Genomic DNA, 15,935 nt, shown 5'->3' with positions numbered 1-15,935 from the left:
TCCCTTCTTTGAAGCAACTGCCTTTGAAGTGACTGCCTTACCGGATTGCGTAAGGCAGAGATCTATCTTGTATCAATCAACGATATCCCTGCTGAAAAAATTATTTGGCCTGCAAGGCAAGGATTAGCCGCGCCTGCATGTCACCAGGCTCCGCATTACGTGGGGCCGAGGGACTATTATGCTGTTAAAAAATCTGACCCGGCAGTTGTTTGCACAACTTAGCCGCCACCTGCCACGTCGCTTGATCCAACGCGACCTGATGCCGGATGACAATACCGTTGCTCATGCTCAGGACGTCCCGGCTTCATTAAGCGAAGCCTGCCTGAAATATGCGCGAGCCTCAGAAGAACAACTGTACCGCGATTTCCAGAGCCACCCGGAAGGGCTGAATGCGCGTGAAGTTGAGCGTGCGCTAGAGCAACATGGCCTGAACCAAATCCCGGCGCAAAAAGCGTCGCCATGGTGGGTCCATTTGTGGCTGTGCTATCGCAACCCTTTCAATATCTTGCTGACAATCCTCGGTATTGTTTCCTACTCCACTGAAGACTTGTTTGCTGCAGGCGTCATCGCACTGATGGTGGTGATTGCCACCTTGCTGAATTTTGTTCAGGAAGCGCGTTCCACCAAAGCGGCGGACACGCTAAAAGCAATGGTCAGCAACACCGCGACCGTGCTGCGTGTCGTCAATGAAAACGGTGAAAACGAGTTTATCGAAATCCCACTCGACCAACTGGTGCCGGGCGATATCGTCAAACTGGCGGCAGGCGACATGATCCCGGCGGATCTGCGCGTCATCCAGGCACGCGATCTTTTCGTCGGCCAGGCTTCGCTCACTGGCGAATCCTTACCGGTAGAAAAAGTCGCGGTCAGCCGCGATCTGTCGCATAACAACCCGCTGGAATGCGACACGCTGTGCTTTATGGGCACCAACGTGGTGAGCGGCACGGCGCTCGCGATGATCATCTCAACAGGTGGCAATACCTGGTTTGGGCAACTGGCCGGGCGCGTCACCCAGCAAGAAAGCGAACCGAATGCATTCCAGAAAGGCATCAGCCGTGTGAGCTGGGTACTCATCCGCTTCATGCTGGTGATGACGCCTGTCGTGCTGCTGATTAACGGCTTCACCAAAGGCGACTGGTGGGAAGCGGCGCTGTTCTCGCTCTCTGTGGCGGTGGGTTTAACACCTGAAATGCTGCCGATGATCGTCACTTCGACGCTGGCTCGCGGCGCGGTGAAACTCTCTAAGCAAAAAGTGATCGTCAAGCACCTCGACGCGATCCAAAACTTCGGGGCGATGGATATCCTTTGCACCGACAAAACCGGCACGCTGACCCAGGATCGTATTGTTCTGGAAACTCACACCGATATTCTCGGTGCGGTCAGCAACCATGTTCTGCATACCGCCTGGCTGAACAGCCATTACCAGACGGGCCTGAAAAACCTGCTGGATGTCGCGGTGCTGGAAGGTGTTGACGAGGATCATGCGCGTAATGCTGCCGCCCGCTGGCAGAAAGTGGATGAGATCCCGTTCGACTTTGAACGTCGCCGCATGTCGGTAGTAGTCTCCGAACAGCCGGAAGTGCATCAGTTGATCTGCAAAGGCGCATTGCAGGAGATCCTGAACGTTTGCTCCCAGGTTCGTTACGGCGACGAGATCGTGCCGCTCAGCGAATCCTTGCTGGCGCGTATTCGCCGTGTGACTGACGATCTGAATCGCCAGGGTTTGCGTGTGGTGGCCGTTGCGACCAAATTCTTACCCGCGCGTTGCGAAGATTATGGCCGCGTGGATGAATCGGATCTGATCCTTGAAGGCTATATTGCGTTCCTCGATCCACCAAAAGAAACCACCGCTCCGGCTCTTAAAGCGCTGAAAGAAAGTGGTATCACGGTGAAAATTCTCACCGGAGACAGCGAGCTGGTGGCCGCGAAAGTGTGCCGCGAAGTGGGTCTGGAGGTGGGCGAGTTGGTGACAGGCAGCGAAATCGAAAACATGCCTGATGACCAGCTTGCGGAACTGGCTCTGCGCACTACGCTGTTTGCCCGCCTGACGCCAATGCACAAAGAACGCATCGTGCGCCTGCTGCGTGGCGAAGGTCATGTGGTTGGATTCATGGGTGATGGCATTAACGACGCCCCGGCATTGCGTGCCGCAGACATTGGGATTTCCGTGGATGGCGCGGTGGATATTGCGCGTGAGGCCGCAGATATCATCCTGCTGGAAAAAAGCCTGATGGTGCTGGAGCAGGGTGTGATTGAAGGGCGCAGAACCTTCGCCAACATGCTCAAATACATCAAAATGACCGCCAGTTCTAACTTCGGTAACGTGTTCAGCGTGCTGGTGGCCAGCGCCTTCCTGCCGTTCTTGCCGATGCTGCCGTTACACTTACTGATTCAGAACCTGCTGTACGATGTCTCCCAGGTGGCGATTCCGTTCGATAACGTCGATGACGAGCAAATCAAAAAACCGCAGCGCTGGAACCCGGCGGATTTAGGCCGCTTTATGGTGTTCTTCGGGCCGATAAGCTCCATCTTCGATATCCTGACGTTCTGCGTGATGTGGTGGGTGTTCAAGGCTAACGTGCCGGAAGCACAAACCCTGTTCCAGTCTGGCTGGTTCGTGGTGGGGTTACTGTCGCAGACATTAATTGTGCATATGATTCGTACCCGTCGCATCCCGTTCATTCAGAGCCGTGCTGCGTGGCCGTTGATGATCATGACCCTGGTCGTGATGGTGGTTGGGATTGGCCTGCCGTTCTCGCCGCTGGCAAGTTATCTGCAACTTCAGGCGCTGCCGCTGAGCTACTTCCCATGGCTGATTGCGATCCTTGCCGGATACATGACGCTGACTCAGTGTGTGAAAGGGTTCTACAGCCGTCGTTACGGCTGGCAGTAATATACCCATCATCCTTCAAGCTGCAGCGGCGTTGGCTGCAGACGCTCACCCCAGTCACTTACTCAAGTAAGCTCCTGGGGTTCTCGTCCTGGCCGCCTGGCTGCAACTCGAATGCTAATGGGTAGAGTAAAAATCAGCGGGATGTGATCTGCATCCCGCGTTTCCCGCCCATAATCTTGATGAATATTTCTACACGTGTTACCAGATTGTTTTTGCTTTTTTCTGGCCCGTCACTGTTAAAGGAATATTCATGTTTAAATCCATTCGTTTGAGCCTGCTGGCAGGTTGCATCGCGGCAACGTGTCAGGCTTGGGCTGCACCGGCTGGCGACTTACCGTTAATGCCCTGGCCGCAAGAAGTGAATCGTCCGGCTGCGGAAGGCTCGCTGCAAATTGATAATGCCATTTCCATAAAAATAAGCGGTGACAAGCTGCCAGGTGCTATTGATCGTTGGCGGCAGAGAATCTCCCAGCAAACGGGCTGGCAGTTACAACCCGCGCAGGCCAATCCTGCAAAACCCATCATTGATATTCAAATCAAAAAAGCTGTTGCTCCCTTACCTAAACTCGACAGCGATGAAAGCTATGAACTTAGCGTCACGGCTGACGGTGTGAAGCTCACGGCAAACACGCGCTTTGGCGCGATGCGCGGCATGGAAACCCTCTTACAGCTCATTCAGAACGGGCCTGATAATACCGCCATTCCGTTTGTCGCAATCAAAGATCAGCCTCGTTTCCCGTGGCGCGGTTTGCTTATCGACTCTGCCCGCCACTTCATGCCGATTAAAGATATTTTGCGCCAGTTAGATGGCATGGCGGCGGCCAAAATGAACGTGTTGCACTGGCATTTAACAGACGACCAGGGCTGGCGTTTTGCTTCCACTGCGTACCCAAAATTGCAGCAACTGGCCAGCGATGGTGACTTTTACACTCAGGCGCAGATGAAAGAAGTGGTGCGCTATGCGGCTTCGCTCGGCATCCGCGTCGTACCGGAAATGGACTTGCCGGGACATGCCTCGGCGATTGCGGTGGCCTATCCTGAGTTGATGAGTGCGCCGGGGCCATACCAAATGGAGCGCCATTGGGGCGTGTTAAAACCGTTACTCAACCCGACCAACGATGCGGCCTATAAATTTGTCGATACCTTGATTGGTGAACTCACCGCGATTTTCCCTGACAGCTATTTGCACATCGGGGGCGATGAAGTGGACGATGAGCACTGGCAAAAATCGGCAGAAATCCAGGCATTTATGAAGCAGCATAATCTGGCGGATACCCACGCCTTACAGACCTACTTCAACCAACGCCTGGAGAAGCTCCTCGAAAAACATCATCGTCAGATGATGGGCTGGGATGAGATCTACCATCCCGACCTGCCAAAAAGCATTTTGATCCAATCCTGGCAGGGTCAGGATGCGCTGGGTGCCGTTGCAGCTAACGGTTACAAAGGCATCCTCTCGACAGGTTTCTATCTGGATCAACCGCAATCTACCGCTTACCACTATCGCAACGAAGTCCTGCCGCAAGGGCTGAATGGCGTTGATGAAATTGCGGAAGCCGATAGCGCGCAAAGCTGGTTCTTCAGTATGCCGCGCCTGAAAGGCAGTGCTGTGGAAGGAAGTTTTACGCTGGTGAATGGTAAAACAACCTGGCGCGGATTTATCGATTTCAAAGGAAAATCCCGCCGTGCGGTGCGTGATATTGAGTGGTTAAGCCCAACGCAGGTGACGTTTACCGTCGACACCTGGATGGGTGAAACGCGCCCCGTTTTAACACTGGATAAGGACAAACTGAGCGGTTATTTGCTGGTGGGTAACGTCCGCTACCCAGCTACCGGGCAGAAGCTTGATGCTGTGCCGGATGGCATCCAGCCGGTGGTGCCGACGCCTGAACAAATGAACAATATTATCGGCGGCGAAGCGGCTCTGTGGGCTGAAAACGTTGCATCGCCGCTGCTGGATATCAAACTGTGGCCGCGTACGTTTGCGGTTGCCGAGCGTTTGTGGTCGGCAGAAGATGTCAAAGACATCGACAACATGTACCAGCGCTTGCAGGCGATAGACGCCTGGTCGACGGTTTCCGTCGGCCTGGAACAACATGCTGCGGCAGCGCAACAAATGACGCGTCTGGCAGGTTCGACGGAGATTATGCCGTTGCAAATACTCGCTCAGGCGGTAGAACCGGCGCAGTATTACACGCGCCAACACTTGAAATTCCAGGCTGGAAACTACCATCACTTCGAGCCACTCAACCGCTTTGCCGATGCGCTGGGTGCCGAAAGCAACCAGGTGCGAGCCATGGATACGTGGGTCGATAAACTGATTGCTGACCCGGAAGATGGCAACAGCGCGGATTCGCTGCGCCACACTTTTGCGCGCTGGCAGAGTAATACACCGGATGTGCTGGAGTTAATCAACGGTAATTATCAGCTCAAGGCGTTAAAACCGGTGGCGGAAAACGTCGATAAGCTGGCGGGAATTGGGCTGCGCCTAACGGATTTGGTGGCTAAACAGGGAAACCTGAGCGCTGACGAAGTTCAGGGAATTCAAAAACAGCTCGACGATGCGGCACAAACGCAAGATGAAGTGGTGATCGCGGCAGTGTATCCATTGCAGAAATTGTTGCGGGCGAGTGTGAAACCATAATTATTTTAAAGGCCGCAATTGCGGCCTTTTCATTGATGCTTCAAAAGCTCAATCGTTAGCGGCGGATGGCAATCGCTTCGATTTCAATCTTCACATCTTTTGGCAGGCGGGCAACTTCCACGCAAGAACGCGCAGGGAAGGTGGCTTTATGCTCGTTAAAGAAAGCTTCGTAGGTCGCATTCACGGTCGCGAAGTCGTTCAGATCTTTCACGAAAACGGTCGTTTTAACGATATCGCCTACTTTCAGGCCAGCGGCTTCAACAATCGCCTGCACGTTTTCCAGAGACTGGCGCGCTTGTGCTGCCACATCTTCTGGCACGCTGCCCGTTTTCGGGTCAACAGGAATCTGACCAGAAGTGATAATCATGCTGCCAAGATCAACGCCCTGAACATATGGGCCGATTGCTGCAGGTGCGTTTTCGGTGCTGATGGTACGAGAAGACATTTTCATTCCTTATGAGAAGTGATAAAGCTCGCGTCCATTATAGGGCCGAGAGCTTAAGCAGCAATGATTAATCTGCCAGCACAACGTAATGTGAGAACTCCTTCTCACAATATTTACATTTGAGGCTAATGTTCTCGTCGCGCTTTTTCACTGCAAATGAAGAATGAACCGGTTCACTTCTGCTGATGCAGTTGGTATTCGGGCAAACCAGAACTTTATCGATGCGCGAAGGCAGGCTCGGTTTGCTTTTACCCACCACTTCATATTCATCAATACGGTTTACCGTGGCGTGCGGGGCATACAGCGCCAGCTGGTTGACTTGCTCATCAGTCAGGAAGGTATTTTCTATTTTAATCAGGTCTTTACGGCCTTGCTCGCGTGAAGGCAGGTTCAGGCCGATGGTGATGCGCTGGTCGGTTTCCGTCAACTGGAACAGCGTCAGCAATTTAAAACCAACCTGCGCAGGAATATGGTCGATAACGGTGCCGCGTTTAATCGCTTCAACTTGTAATTTGTTGTCGTGTGTCATCTTAATCTTCCTCTCACTCAAACCAGTTCAGGTTGCAAAACTAACGCCAGCAGAGCCTGGCGGGCATAAATACCGTTGCCTGCCTGTTGGAAATACCAGGCGTGTGGGGTTTTATCAACGTCGGTTGTGATTTCATCAACGCGTGGCAGCGGGTGCAGTACTTTCATGTTGGTGCGGGCATCCACCAAATCTGCGGCGCGCAGCACAAACTGAGCTTTTACGTTGGCATATTCCGACGGGTCCAGGCGCTCTTTCTGCACGCGAGTCATGTACAGAATATCCAGTTCACCGACCACATCGTCGATGGCTTCATGGCAGCTCCACTCGATGCCTTTTTCGTCCAGCATATCGAGAATGTACTTCGGCATCGCCAGCGCATTTGGTGCGATAAAGTAGAAGCGGTTGCCTTCGAATTTCGCCAGCGCCTGCGCCAGGGAATGCACGGTGCGGCCATATTTCAGGTCGCCGACCATGGCGATATTCAGGTTTTCCAGGCGACCCTGCGTTTCCTGAATGGTGAACAAATCCAGCAGCGTTTGTGTTGGGTGCTGGTTCGCGCCGTCACCCGCATTGAGCACAGGTACATTGCCTGAGAATTCCGTCGCCAGACGGGCGGCACCTTCTTGCGGATGGCGCATCACAATGGCATCAACATACGTGCTGATAACCGAAATAGTATCGGCCAGGGTTTCGCCTTTTTTGCCCAGCGAAGTATTGCTGCTGTCCGAGAACCCGACCACCGACGCCCCCAGGCGATGAATGGCGGTTTCAAAAGAGAGGCGCGTGCGCGTTGATGCTTCAAAGAAACAGCTGGCAACAACGATGTGTTTGAGTAATTCAGGTTGCGGATTCGCTTTCAGTTTTGCCGCAGTAGACAACACCAGTTCAAGTTCTTCACGACTGAGATCGTTTATGGAAATGATATGTTTCTGATATAGGGGGTTAGCCATGTTTATCTCCTGCTCTCGGGCGTCGGGCAAAAAAAAAGCCCCTCAATGAGGGGCCTTTGGAATTGATTGAAGCAACGGAAAGAAAAACAGGTTAGCGCCGTCTTTCAGACGACGTTGTGTGGCATTTTTTTGAACACACTGGACCATGTTTCCTCCGGCAAATTGTGGCGCATTATACGCATGTAAGAGGACACTTCAAGCGAATAATTCACAGTTTTTACCTCTTAGCAATCGGTTGCTGTGAATACTTATCCGCAATCAATCCCGCCGAAGGCGTTGCTATCAGGCATTCTTATTGCGCAGTTCAAAACGCGGTGAAATCAGGCCATACAACGTCCAGCCGAGGAACGTCACGATGGCACCGTACATCATCGCTTCTTCACCAGATGAATACAGGGCGTAGAAGCTATACATCGCACCAATGAACGCGAAGATATTGGCAATGCGCGCTTTGTTCGGTGCCACATTGGCTACTTTCTGGATAATCACCAACGCCGCCATCGACAGGATGTAAGGGATAATATTGGTGACTACCGCCAGGTTAACCAGCACGTTGAACTGTTTATTCAGCGATGGACTAATGGTCATTAACGACAGCCCGGTCTGGATAAGCACGATAACAATCATGCCTTTTACAGGCGCATCGGCTTTGGTCAGTTTGGAGAAAACTTTAGGGAAATAGCCCTCGTCAGCAGAGGATTTAAACACTTGAGCGATGGTGAACTGCCAGCCCAACAGCGAACCGACGCAAGACATAATCATCAACGCCATGATGATTTTACCTACGCCAGGTGTGAACATCTGCGCAAAGGCTAAACCAAACGGTGCGGTTGAATTGGCCAGGTCCATGTTTGGCACGATACCGGCAATCACGTTGGTAGAAATAATGTAGACAACCGCCGCGCCCAACGTGCCGCCGAGTACCGCGATAGGCACATTACGCTCAGGATTTTCCACCACATCAGTATTTGCGCAGGCAGATTCCAAACCTAAGAATGCCCACAGCGTCATGGCGATAGAAGAACCGACTGCTTCAAAAACAGGAAGGTGGTGCGGGTTCCAGGACTCCATATACAACGTCGGGCTAAACCAGAACCAGCCGATGACTGAAATCCCCAGCACCGGAATAATGACGCCCCAGACGGTGACGCCGCTGATACGTCCGGTAATGCGTGCGCCGCCAAAGTTTGCCGCCGTGGCGAGCCACAACACCCCGATTGTGGCGACACAAATCCCGATTGGGGATAAGGTCGCATCCAGTAATTCGGTGCCGTAACCCACGGCTGAGATAGCAATCGCGACGTTGGCAATCAGCAGCGAAACCCCGTAGGTGTAGTTCGCCATAAAGTTGCCAGATTTGCCAAAGGCATACTCTGCGTAGCCGCCCATCCCGCCTGATTTACGACTAAACATCCCGCATTTCGCGAACGCGTAAGCCAGTGCCATCGAACCCAAAGCGGTCACTAACCATGAAATAATCGACAGCGTGCCCACTTCCGCTAATTTGGTCGGCAGCATGATGATCCCTGAACCCATCATGTTTACCGCGGTTAAAATCGTGAGCTGAACGACGCCCATTTTGTTGTTTGCCTTAGACGTACTCATAATCTGTTCCTTGTATAAACTTGAGTAGCGAAGAACCGGAAACGTCACACTTCTTCGCTGTTTCTTTTTTATGGAAGAATCAATTTTTGCCAGTAACCCTGACGCTTTTTGATTTCAGATTTATTGTTTAATAACATAGCCATAAGCGCGTTTTTTGCGGTCCTCATCCAGCTTGATATATACCCCTTGTAACTCCGGCGCGAAGCCAGGTAACAAATTGATCCCTTCTTCCAGCGCCAGGAAATAACGCTGCACAGAGCCGCCCCAGATTTCCCCTGGAACCACACATAAAACGCCTGGAGGATAGGGCAGCGCACCTTCAGCGGCGATGCGACCTTCAACTTGCGATAACGCCACTAATTCAACGTTTCCGCGCACAAACTCAATATTTGCCTGTTGAGGATTCATCACGACTTTCGGGAAGTGAGCTTTACGGAACATCTCTTTTTGCAGCTGCTTCACGTCGTGGCTGACATACAAATCGTGCATTTCCTGGCACAGCTGGCGGATGGTGTAGCCGTGGTAACGTTCTTCGTAGGTTTTGTAGATGGAAGGTAGAACGTCGCAGAGTGGAGCATCTTCTTCAATCAGGCGTTCAAAACGCGCAATTTGGGCAACAAGATGCTGCATCTTTGCCATGTCTTCCGCAGGCGTCATCAGGAACAAAATGGAGTTCAGGTCGCATTTTTCCGGCACGATGCCGTTCTCACGCAGGAAGTTGGCGAGGATAGTCGCAGGGACACCAAACTTGTCGTACTCACCGGTTTGAACGTTGATACCTGGCGTGGTTAGCATCAGTTTGCAAGGATCAACGAAATATTGATGCTCTGCGTAGCCTTCAAATGAGTGCCAGCGATCGCCGGGGATGAAATTAAAGAAACGCAGATCGTTCGCCATCACCTCGGTATCAAAATCTTCCCATTTGCGGCCTTCAACTGTTTCTGGCACAAACGGACGAATATGTTTGCAGAGTTTTAACAGCAACTTACGCGTCTCGATCCCCACTTTTACGCAGTCCATCCACATGCGTTTCCCGCTTTCGCCTTCATGCATTTTGGCGTTGACGTCCAGGGCTGCGAACAACGGATAGAACGGGCTGGTGGAGGCGTGCATCATAAACGCGTTGTTCATCCGCTTATGATTCACGTAACGATCCTGGCCTTTGATATGTTTATCTTTTTTATGAATTTGTGAGGTTTGGGAGAAGCCCGCTTGTTGCTTATGCACAGACTGCGTCACCAGAATCCCCGGATCGTTTTCATTCAGTTCGAGCAACAGCGGTGAGCAGTCATTCATCATCGGAATGAATTGCTCGTAACCTACCCAGGCAGAATCAAACAAGATGTAGTCGCACAGATGACCAATCTTATCGACAACCTGACGCGCGTTATAAATGGTGCCGTCGTAGGTGCCTAACTGAATAACCGCAAGGCGGAACGGGCGTTTTTCAGCGCCACGATCTGGAGCCACTTCGCGCACTAAATCACGCAAATATTTTTCTTCAAAACAATGGGCATCAATACCGCCAATAAAACCAAACGGGTTGCGAGCTGTTTCCAGATAAACAGGTGTGGCACCTGCCTGAATCAATGCGCCGTGGTGGTTTGATTTATGGTTGTTACGGTCAAACAGCACCAAATCTCCCGGTGCCAGCAGCGCATTGAGCACCACTTTGTTTGAGGAAGACGTCCCGTTTAAAACGAAGTAGGTTTTATCGGCGTTAAATACTTTCGCCGCATGCATTTGTGCGGTGCATGGTGCGCCTTCGTGAATCAGTAAATCACCCATCGAAACGTCAGCGTTACATAGGTCCGAACGGAAGAGCGTTTCGCCAAAGTAATCAAAGAATTGGCGTCCGGCTGGGTGACGGCGGAAGAACTGGCCACCCTGGTGCCCTGGGCAGTCAAAAGCGGCATTGCCTTGCTGCACATATTCCACCAGGCTGCCAAAGAACGGCGGTAGCACTTCTTTTTCATATTTAACCGCTGCGGCTTCCAGTTGTTTACCGTAGAAATCTACATTTCCATCGCACAGTTCAAACACGCCGGTGACGCGTGGAAGCACTTCAGCAGGCAACTCTTCTTCACAACAAACCGCGACAAAAATTGGAATGCCGAAGCCAGTTTGTTCAATAGTATTCAACATCCCTGAGATAGCATCTTTCACGGAAATAACAGCAGCAGACACATCAGTGAAATTAGTATGAGTAATATCGACGATTTCGCGATCGGTACTAAAGCATTCAGTTGTGCTGGTATTAACCGCTATTTTTAATTTTTCCATTTTGCTTATGTTCTCTAATGTTTGTAATGCGTAAAATTTAGATATGGCATAGCCGTCAGATATTCCCTGATGGGATTCCGATGCTTTATTATTTTTTAAAGGCAATAGCTACCCGCAATAATTCTTAATATGGAATTATTGATAAGAGTCGATAAATGCCAGGTGATTGCTTCACCAGTCAGGCTTGTCTGTTAATTTGGATAGTCAAATGCCGCACGCAAAACAATGGATAATAGTAACCCTGTTCAATGGTTTACTGGGTTTATCAGTGTTTGGTGACAAGCAGGAACGAGTATCCGCAGAAGCAGATGCCGTTAGGGGGGAGATTACTTAGAGTTGAAAAGGTGGAAGTCAAAGCAGCTACGATGTATCAGCATCATAATATGCGTAATACGTCGGATGTGTGGCATGGCCTTATTATTATTTTCCATTTTCTATTTCCCTTCATTTTTGGAAATCGGGGCTATTGTAATCAGGTCAATTTATAAAACTGTGATGTCAGTCACTTTTGATTTTTGTGTAAATAACAAAACATCGTTTTATTTGAAAACTACTGAATAAGTTATCAATAGCCCGGGTTATTAATATGTGAAATTATTAATTGCAAAATAGACGATACTTGAAAAATAAACTTCGCTGGAGCGGGATTAATCGCATCAATGTTTAGCCTGCAGCGGTTGAGATTTAAATTTGCTAACAAAATGAAGCTCTATTGTTAATGAATTCCCTTCATGTCAGGCAGGCGGTGATATTCATCAAAATGCTTATTTTGTATTAGTTGGTGCATTTTTATTCACGGGGGTGATGTTAGCAATAAATGCTATTTGCTCGCCATTTTTTGAATCATCTCTCTACGCTGTCATCCCTCGGAGGTTTTAATCATCTGTTTGTGCATTTTTTGGAGACAACACCGGTTTTCTAAAAAAACTCGTGGCGGCAAAAGATGAATGCTCGTATAAATACCGTAATAAAACATCGTTTCAAAAAAAAAGGTATTGATTATGATTATCGGCAACATTCATGCTTTGCAATCCTGGCTTCCGGAAGAACTGCGTCTGGCGATTGAGCATGTTAAACAGCACATCACCCCAGAAACCCCGTTGGGCAAGCATGATATCGACGGCAACCGCCTGTTTATGCTGGTTTCAGAAGACAGCACGCAGCCCATCGCAGAGCGCCCGGCTGAATTTCACCAGCGCTACCTGGACATTCAGATTGTGATGCGCGGCCAGGAAGGCATGACCTTTAGCTGCCTCCCTGCGGGCACGCCTGAAACTGATTGGCTGGCTGATAAAGACATCGCGTTCTTGCCAGAAGGTGAGCAGGAAAAAACCGTCATCCTGAATGAAGGGGATTTTGTGGTGTTCTATCCAGGTGAGGTGCACAAACCGTTGTGCGCGGTGGAGAAACCTGCGACCGTGCGTAAAGTCGTAGTGAAGATGTTGATGGCATAATCAATGATGGTGGCGGATGGCTAGCGCCCTCCGCCATTAACTATTAAAGGTCAGCCAGCGTGGCGACCATTACCGCTTTAATGGTGTGCATCCGGTTTTCAGCCTGGTCAAACACAACGCTATTAGCCGACTCAAACACTTCATCTGTCACTTCCATTCCGCCATGCATGCCGTACTGCTCCGCCATTTGCTTGCCCAGCGTCGTTTGGTCATCGTGGAAAGCAGGCAGACAGTGCATGAATTTCACATCAGGATTACCGGTCAGTGCCAACATCTTGCTGTTTACCTGATATGCTCTTAACAGATCGATACGCTCAGCCCATTTTTCTTTGGCTTCGCCCATCGACACCCACACATCGGTATAAATGAAGTCGGCACCTTTTACGCCCGCCGCAATATCTTCTGTCAGCGTAATGTTCCCGCCATTGTGAGCTGCCAGTGCCTGGCATTCCGTTACCAGTTTTTCATCCGGCCAGCAGGCTTGTGGGGCCACCAGGCGTAGGTTAAGCCCGGTGAGTGCGGCAGCCTCCAGCATTGAATTTCCCATGTTATTACGTGCATCACCGGCGTAAACAAGCGTCATCTGCTGGAATGTCTTGCCCGGCAATTGCTCTTGCATCGTCAGTAAATCGGCCAGTAACTGGGTGGGGTGAAACTCATTCGTCAGCCCGTTCCATACTGGCACACCCGCGTATTGCGCCAGCGTCTCGACGATTTCCTGGCCAAAGCCACGATACTGAATACCGTCGTACATGCGGCCCAAAACGCGCGCCGTATCTTTAATTGATTCTTTATGCCCAATCTGGCTGCCGCTTGGGCCGAGATAAGTCACTCGTGCACCCTGGTCAAATGCGGCAACTTCGAAAGAGCACCTCGTACGAGTCGAGTCTTTTTCGAAGATGAGCGCGATGTTTTTACCAGTAAGGTGCTGAACTTCAGTGCCTTTTTTCTTATCTTTTTTCAGGCTGGCTGAAAGGGCGAGTAATTCGTGAAGTTGGGTAGGGGTGAAATCCAGTAATTTCAGAAAATGCTTTTGATAAAAGTGACTCATATTTTCCTCACATGGCACACGCCATTTATTGAATATAAATTCAATTTATATGTATGGTTATTCATTTGCAACCCCTCGCGTAAAAACTTTAGCGGGAAAGGTGGAGGCAAACTCAGCCGTGTGTGAAAATAGAAGTATCTGCCTACAAATTGAGGAAAGGGCCATGGCAAATCCAGAACTGCTGGAAGAGCAACGCGAAGAAACGCGTTTGATTATTGAAGAATTACTGGAAGACGGCAGCGATCCTGATGCGCTGTACACTATCGAGCATCACCTTTCCGCAGATGATTTCGAAACTCTTGAGAAAGCCGCTGTTGAAGCATTCAAAATGGGTTACGAAGTCACTGACCCGGAAGAGCTGGAAGTTGAAGAGGGTGAAACGGTAATCTGCTGTGACGTGCTGAGCGAATCTGCGCTGAAGGCTGAATTACTGGACGAGCAAGTCGAACAACTGTTGAACCTCGCCGAGAAATTCGGTGTGGAATATGACGGTTGGGGCACTTACTTCGAAGACCCGAACGGCGAAGACGGTGAAGAAGGCGATGACGAGGATGAAGTCGACGAAGACGACGACGGCGTGCGCCACTAATCTCTTCCGTGCAGCGGTGTGATGCCGCTGCACATCAAGGATCAATAACAACCCTTATGAACTATCCGCAACTCCTCTCCCCGGTATTGAATTTCCTGCATTGTCCAACGCCAGAAGCCTGGATTGAAAAAGCCCGCCAGCCGGAGCATTTACCTTTATTGCTGACTGACCATCTGGTGTGTGAACTCAAAGCTGCACAAACCGCGATGTTTTTGATTCGCAAATACGTTGCCGATAAAAGCAGTGCGCAGTTTTTACTTGATTGGCTAAAACCCTACGAGGACTTCGCTTTCCGTGAGGGGGCAGAACCTGATTTTATTGCACTGCATAAAACCCTGAGCAAAAGCGTGATGCCCAAAACGGACAGCGCCTGGGGCCAGCAGCTTATCGACAGCATGGTTTTGTTGATTAAAGAAGAGCTGCATCACTTCTGGCAGGTACGCGAGATTATGCTCGCCCGCAACATTCCCTACGTGAAAATGACCGCCAGCCGTTATGCCAAAAGTTTGCTGAGCGAAACACGAACGCACGAGCCTGTCATGCTGGTGGATAAACTGATTTGCGGGGCGTATATCGAAGCGCGTTCCTGTGAGCGTTTTGCCGCACTGGCACCGCATCTGGATGAAGAACTACAGAAATTCTATTTGTCGCTATTGCGTTCAGAAGCCCGGCATTATCAGGATTATTTAGCGTTAGCCGAACAAATTGCCGGGAGTGATATCAGCGATCGGGTGCGTTTCTTTGGGGAAGTTGAGGCCGCTTTAATTAGCAGCCCTGATAGCGAATTCCGTTTTCATAGTGGCGTGCCGACTTAAAGCGTTCTGAGCATTCTCACTTCGCAATCAACATGCCCGGTGCAGCCCAGCGGCTCAGTAATATGTTCAAACCCTAAGCGTTCATACAGCGCGATGGCTTCTGTCAGGAATGCCGTCGTTTCGAGGTAGCAGCGCTTGAAACCTTCTTCGCGGGCGAAATCCATCGCCTGCAATGCCAGCCTTTTTGCCAGCCCTTTGCCACGCACGACCGGCAGGAAATACATCTTCTGCAATTCACAAATATCCGGCTCGCTACAGGTTAACGGCGCGACGCCTCCGCCACCAACCACTTTGCCGTCCAGTTCCACAATCCAGAATGCGTGCCCTGCCTGGCTGTAAACCTGAAACAGTTCATCCAGATTAGGGTCTGCAACGGTATAGCCTTTATCGGCAGTTAAACCATATTCAGCAGAGACTTCGCGGATGACACTCGCGATAGGCGCATTGTCGTGGGCGGTTATCCGGCGCAGAGCGATTTCAACCGGAGCAGCAAGATTCATAGCGTGACTCATTAATGATGGGGTAAAGACAGCTCATTTTAATACCACTGTGAAACTTAACAAGCAAGTTTCTAAGCTGTTTTGTTACTCCCGTTTCGGATTATTTAAACACGAAGAGGTGTGGTTAGATAACAGTCGGCAAGAGTATGAAAAGAAATCATTTACGAAGAGACAGGG

The 15,935-nt window shown here is 50.5% G+C and carries 13 protein-coding genes; 5 read left to right on the top strand and 8 right to left on the bottom strand.

The features are described from left to right. Positions 1-178 precede the first annotated feature (178 nt). A complete protein-coding gene (gene mgtA / locus M2371_RS13295) occupies positions 179-2,893 on the top strand; it encodes a magnesium-translocating P-type ATPase (protein ID WP_404979391.1) in 2,715 nt (904 codons plus the stop codon). 250 nt (positions 2,894-3,143) lie between these two features. Beyond that, the gene (locus M2371_RS13290) at positions 3,144-5,537 is read left to right on the top strand and encodes a beta-N-acetylhexosaminidase (RefSeq protein ID WP_259267929.1); all 2,394 of its coding nucleotides are present in this window, start codon (positions 3,144-3,146) and stop codon (positions 5,535-5,537) included. A gap of 55 nt (positions 5,538-5,592) precedes the next feature. On the opposite strand, the gene ridA is transcribed toward M2371_RS13290, so the two are convergent. From ridA to speFL, 6 genes are all read right to left on the bottom strand, one after another. Beyond that, the gene (gene ridA / locus M2371_RS13285) at positions 5,593-5,982 is read right to left on the bottom strand and encodes a 2-iminobutanoate/2-iminopropanoate deaminase (protein WP_034498778.1); all 390 of its coding nucleotides are present in this window, start codon (positions 5,980-5,982) and stop codon (positions 5,593-5,595) included. 67 nt (positions 5,983-6,049) lie between these two features. Then, the gene (gene pyrI, locus M2371_RS13280) at positions 6,050-6,511 is read right to left on the bottom strand and encodes an aspartate carbamoyltransferase regulatory subunit (protein ID WP_034498777.1); all 462 of its coding nucleotides are present in this window, start codon (positions 6,509-6,511) and stop codon (positions 6,050-6,052) included. A 17-nt stretch (positions 6,512-6,528) separates the two neighbouring features. Beyond that, positions 6,529-7,461: an aspartate carbamoyltransferase gene (gene pyrB / locus M2371_RS13275; protein ID WP_034498775.1), complete on the bottom strand. Its 933-nt coding sequence runs from the start codon at positions 7,459-7,461 to the stop codon at positions 6,529-6,531. A 282-nt stretch (positions 7,462-7,743) separates the two neighbouring features. Next, complete coding sequence (gene potE, locus M2371_RS13270) at positions 7,744-9,066, bottom strand: putrescine-ornithine antiporter (RefSeq protein ID WP_172893136.1); 1,323 nt, start codon at positions 9,064-9,066, stop codon at positions 7,744-7,746. A gap of 120 nt (positions 9,067-9,186) precedes the next feature. Then, positions 9,187-11,349, bottom strand: coding sequence for an ornithine decarboxylase SpeF (gene speF, locus M2371_RS13265; protein WP_259267928.1), 2,163 nt, complete (start codon positions 11,347-11,349; stop codon positions 9,187-9,189). A 326-nt stretch (positions 11,350-11,675) separates the two neighbouring features. Further along, on the bottom strand, positions 11,676-11,780 hold the full coding sequence (gene speFL, locus M2371_RS13260; RefSeq protein WP_115627191.1) for a leader peptide SpeFL: 105 nt from the start codon (positions 11,778-11,780) through the stop codon (positions 11,676-11,678). A gap of 570 nt (positions 11,781-12,350) precedes the next feature. Between speFL and M2371_RS13255 the strand changes: the two genes are divergently transcribed. Beyond that, positions 12,351-12,803, top strand: coding sequence for a YhcH/YjgK/YiaL family protein (locus M2371_RS13255; protein WP_259267927.1), 453 nt, complete (start codon positions 12,351-12,353; stop codon positions 12,801-12,803). 43 nt (positions 12,804-12,846) lie between these two features. Here the strand turns inward: M2371_RS13255 and argF are convergent, their stop codons facing one another. Beyond that, positions 12,847-13,854 (bottom strand): ornithine carbamoyltransferase, encoded by a 1,008-nt coding sequence (gene argF / locus M2371_RS13250; protein WP_172893139.1) that lies wholly within the window; start codon positions 13,852-13,854, stop codon positions 12,847-12,849. Positions 13,855-14,017: 163 nt separating this feature from the next. Here argF and rraB point away from each other — a divergent pair, with 163 nt between their 5' ends. Together rraB and M2371_RS13240 are read left to right on the top strand one after the other, a co-directional pair. After that, positions 14,018-14,443 (top strand): ribonuclease E inhibitor RraB, encoded by a 426-nt coding sequence (rraB, locus tag M2371_RS13245; protein ID WP_034498767.1) that lies wholly within the window; start codon positions 14,018-14,020, stop codon positions 14,441-14,443. 56 nt (positions 14,444-14,499) lie between these two features. Then, positions 14,500-15,258, top strand: coding sequence for a tRNA isopentenyl-2-thiomethyl-A-37 hydroxylase MiaE (locus M2371_RS13240; RefSeq protein WP_259267926.1), 759 nt, complete (start codon positions 14,500-14,502; stop codon positions 15,256-15,258). Here M2371_RS13240 and M2371_RS13235 read toward each other — a convergent pair. Beyond that, complete coding sequence (locus M2371_RS13235) at positions 15,255-15,758, bottom strand: GNAT family N-acetyltransferase (RefSeq protein ID WP_259267925.1); 504 nt, start codon at positions 15,756-15,758, stop codon at positions 15,255-15,257. The genes M2371_RS13240 and M2371_RS13235 overlap by 4 nt on opposite strands. Positions 15,759-15,935 lie beyond the last annotated feature (177 nt).

The sequence above is a fragment of the Buttiauxella sp. BIGb0471 genome (assembly GCF_024807715.1).
Classification (GTDB): Bacteria; Pseudomonadota; Gammaproteobacteria; order Enterobacterales; family Enterobacteriaceae; genus Buttiauxella; species Buttiauxella agrestis.
This window is presented reverse-complemented; position numbering and strand designations above follow the sequence as displayed.

Coding starts and splice junctions, on each gene's coding strand:
- mgtA (WP_404979391.1), top strand. CDS start 179: ATGCTGTTAAAAAATCTGACCCGGCAGTTGTTTGCACAACTTAGCCGC.
- M2371_RS13290 (WP_259267929.1), top strand. CDS start 3,144: ATGTTTAAATCCATTCGTTTGAGCCTGCTGGCAGGTTGCATCGCGGCA.
- ridA (WP_034498778.1), bottom strand. CDS start 5,982: ATGTCTTCTCGTACCATCAGCACCGAAAACGCACCTGCAGCAATCGGC.
- pyrI (WP_034498777.1), bottom strand. CDS start 6,511: ATGACACACGACAACAAATTACAAGTTGAAGCGATTAAACGCGGCACC.
- pyrB (WP_034498775.1), bottom strand. CDS start 7,461: ATGGCTAACCCCCTATATCAGAAACATATCATTTCCATAAACGATCTC.
- potE (WP_172893136.1), bottom strand. CDS start 9,066: ATGAGTACGTCTAAGGCAAACAACAAAATGGGCGTCGTTCAGCTCACG.
- speF (WP_259267928.1), bottom strand. CDS start 11,349: ATGGAAAAATTAAAAATAGCGGTTAATACCAGCACAACTGAATGCTTT.
- speFL (WP_115627191.1), bottom strand. CDS start 11,780: ATGGAAAATAATAATAAGGCCATGCCACACATCCGACGTATTACGCAT.
- M2371_RS13255 (WP_259267927.1), top strand. CDS start 12,351: ATGATTATCGGCAACATTCATGCTTTGCAATCCTGGCTTCCGGAAGAA.
- argF (WP_172893139.1), bottom strand. CDS start 13,854: ATGAGTCACTTTTATCAAAAGCATTTTCTGAAATTACTGGATTTCACC.
- rraB (WP_034498767.1), top strand. CDS start 14,018: ATGGCAAATCCAGAACTGCTGGAAGAGCAACGCGAAGAAACGCGTTTG.
- M2371_RS13240 (WP_259267926.1), top strand. CDS start 14,500: ATGAACTATCCGCAACTCCTCTCCCCGGTATTGAATTTCCTGCATTGT.
- M2371_RS13235 (WP_259267925.1), bottom strand. CDS start 15,758: ATGAATCTTGCTGCTCCGGTTGAAATCGCTCTGCGCCGGATAACCGCC.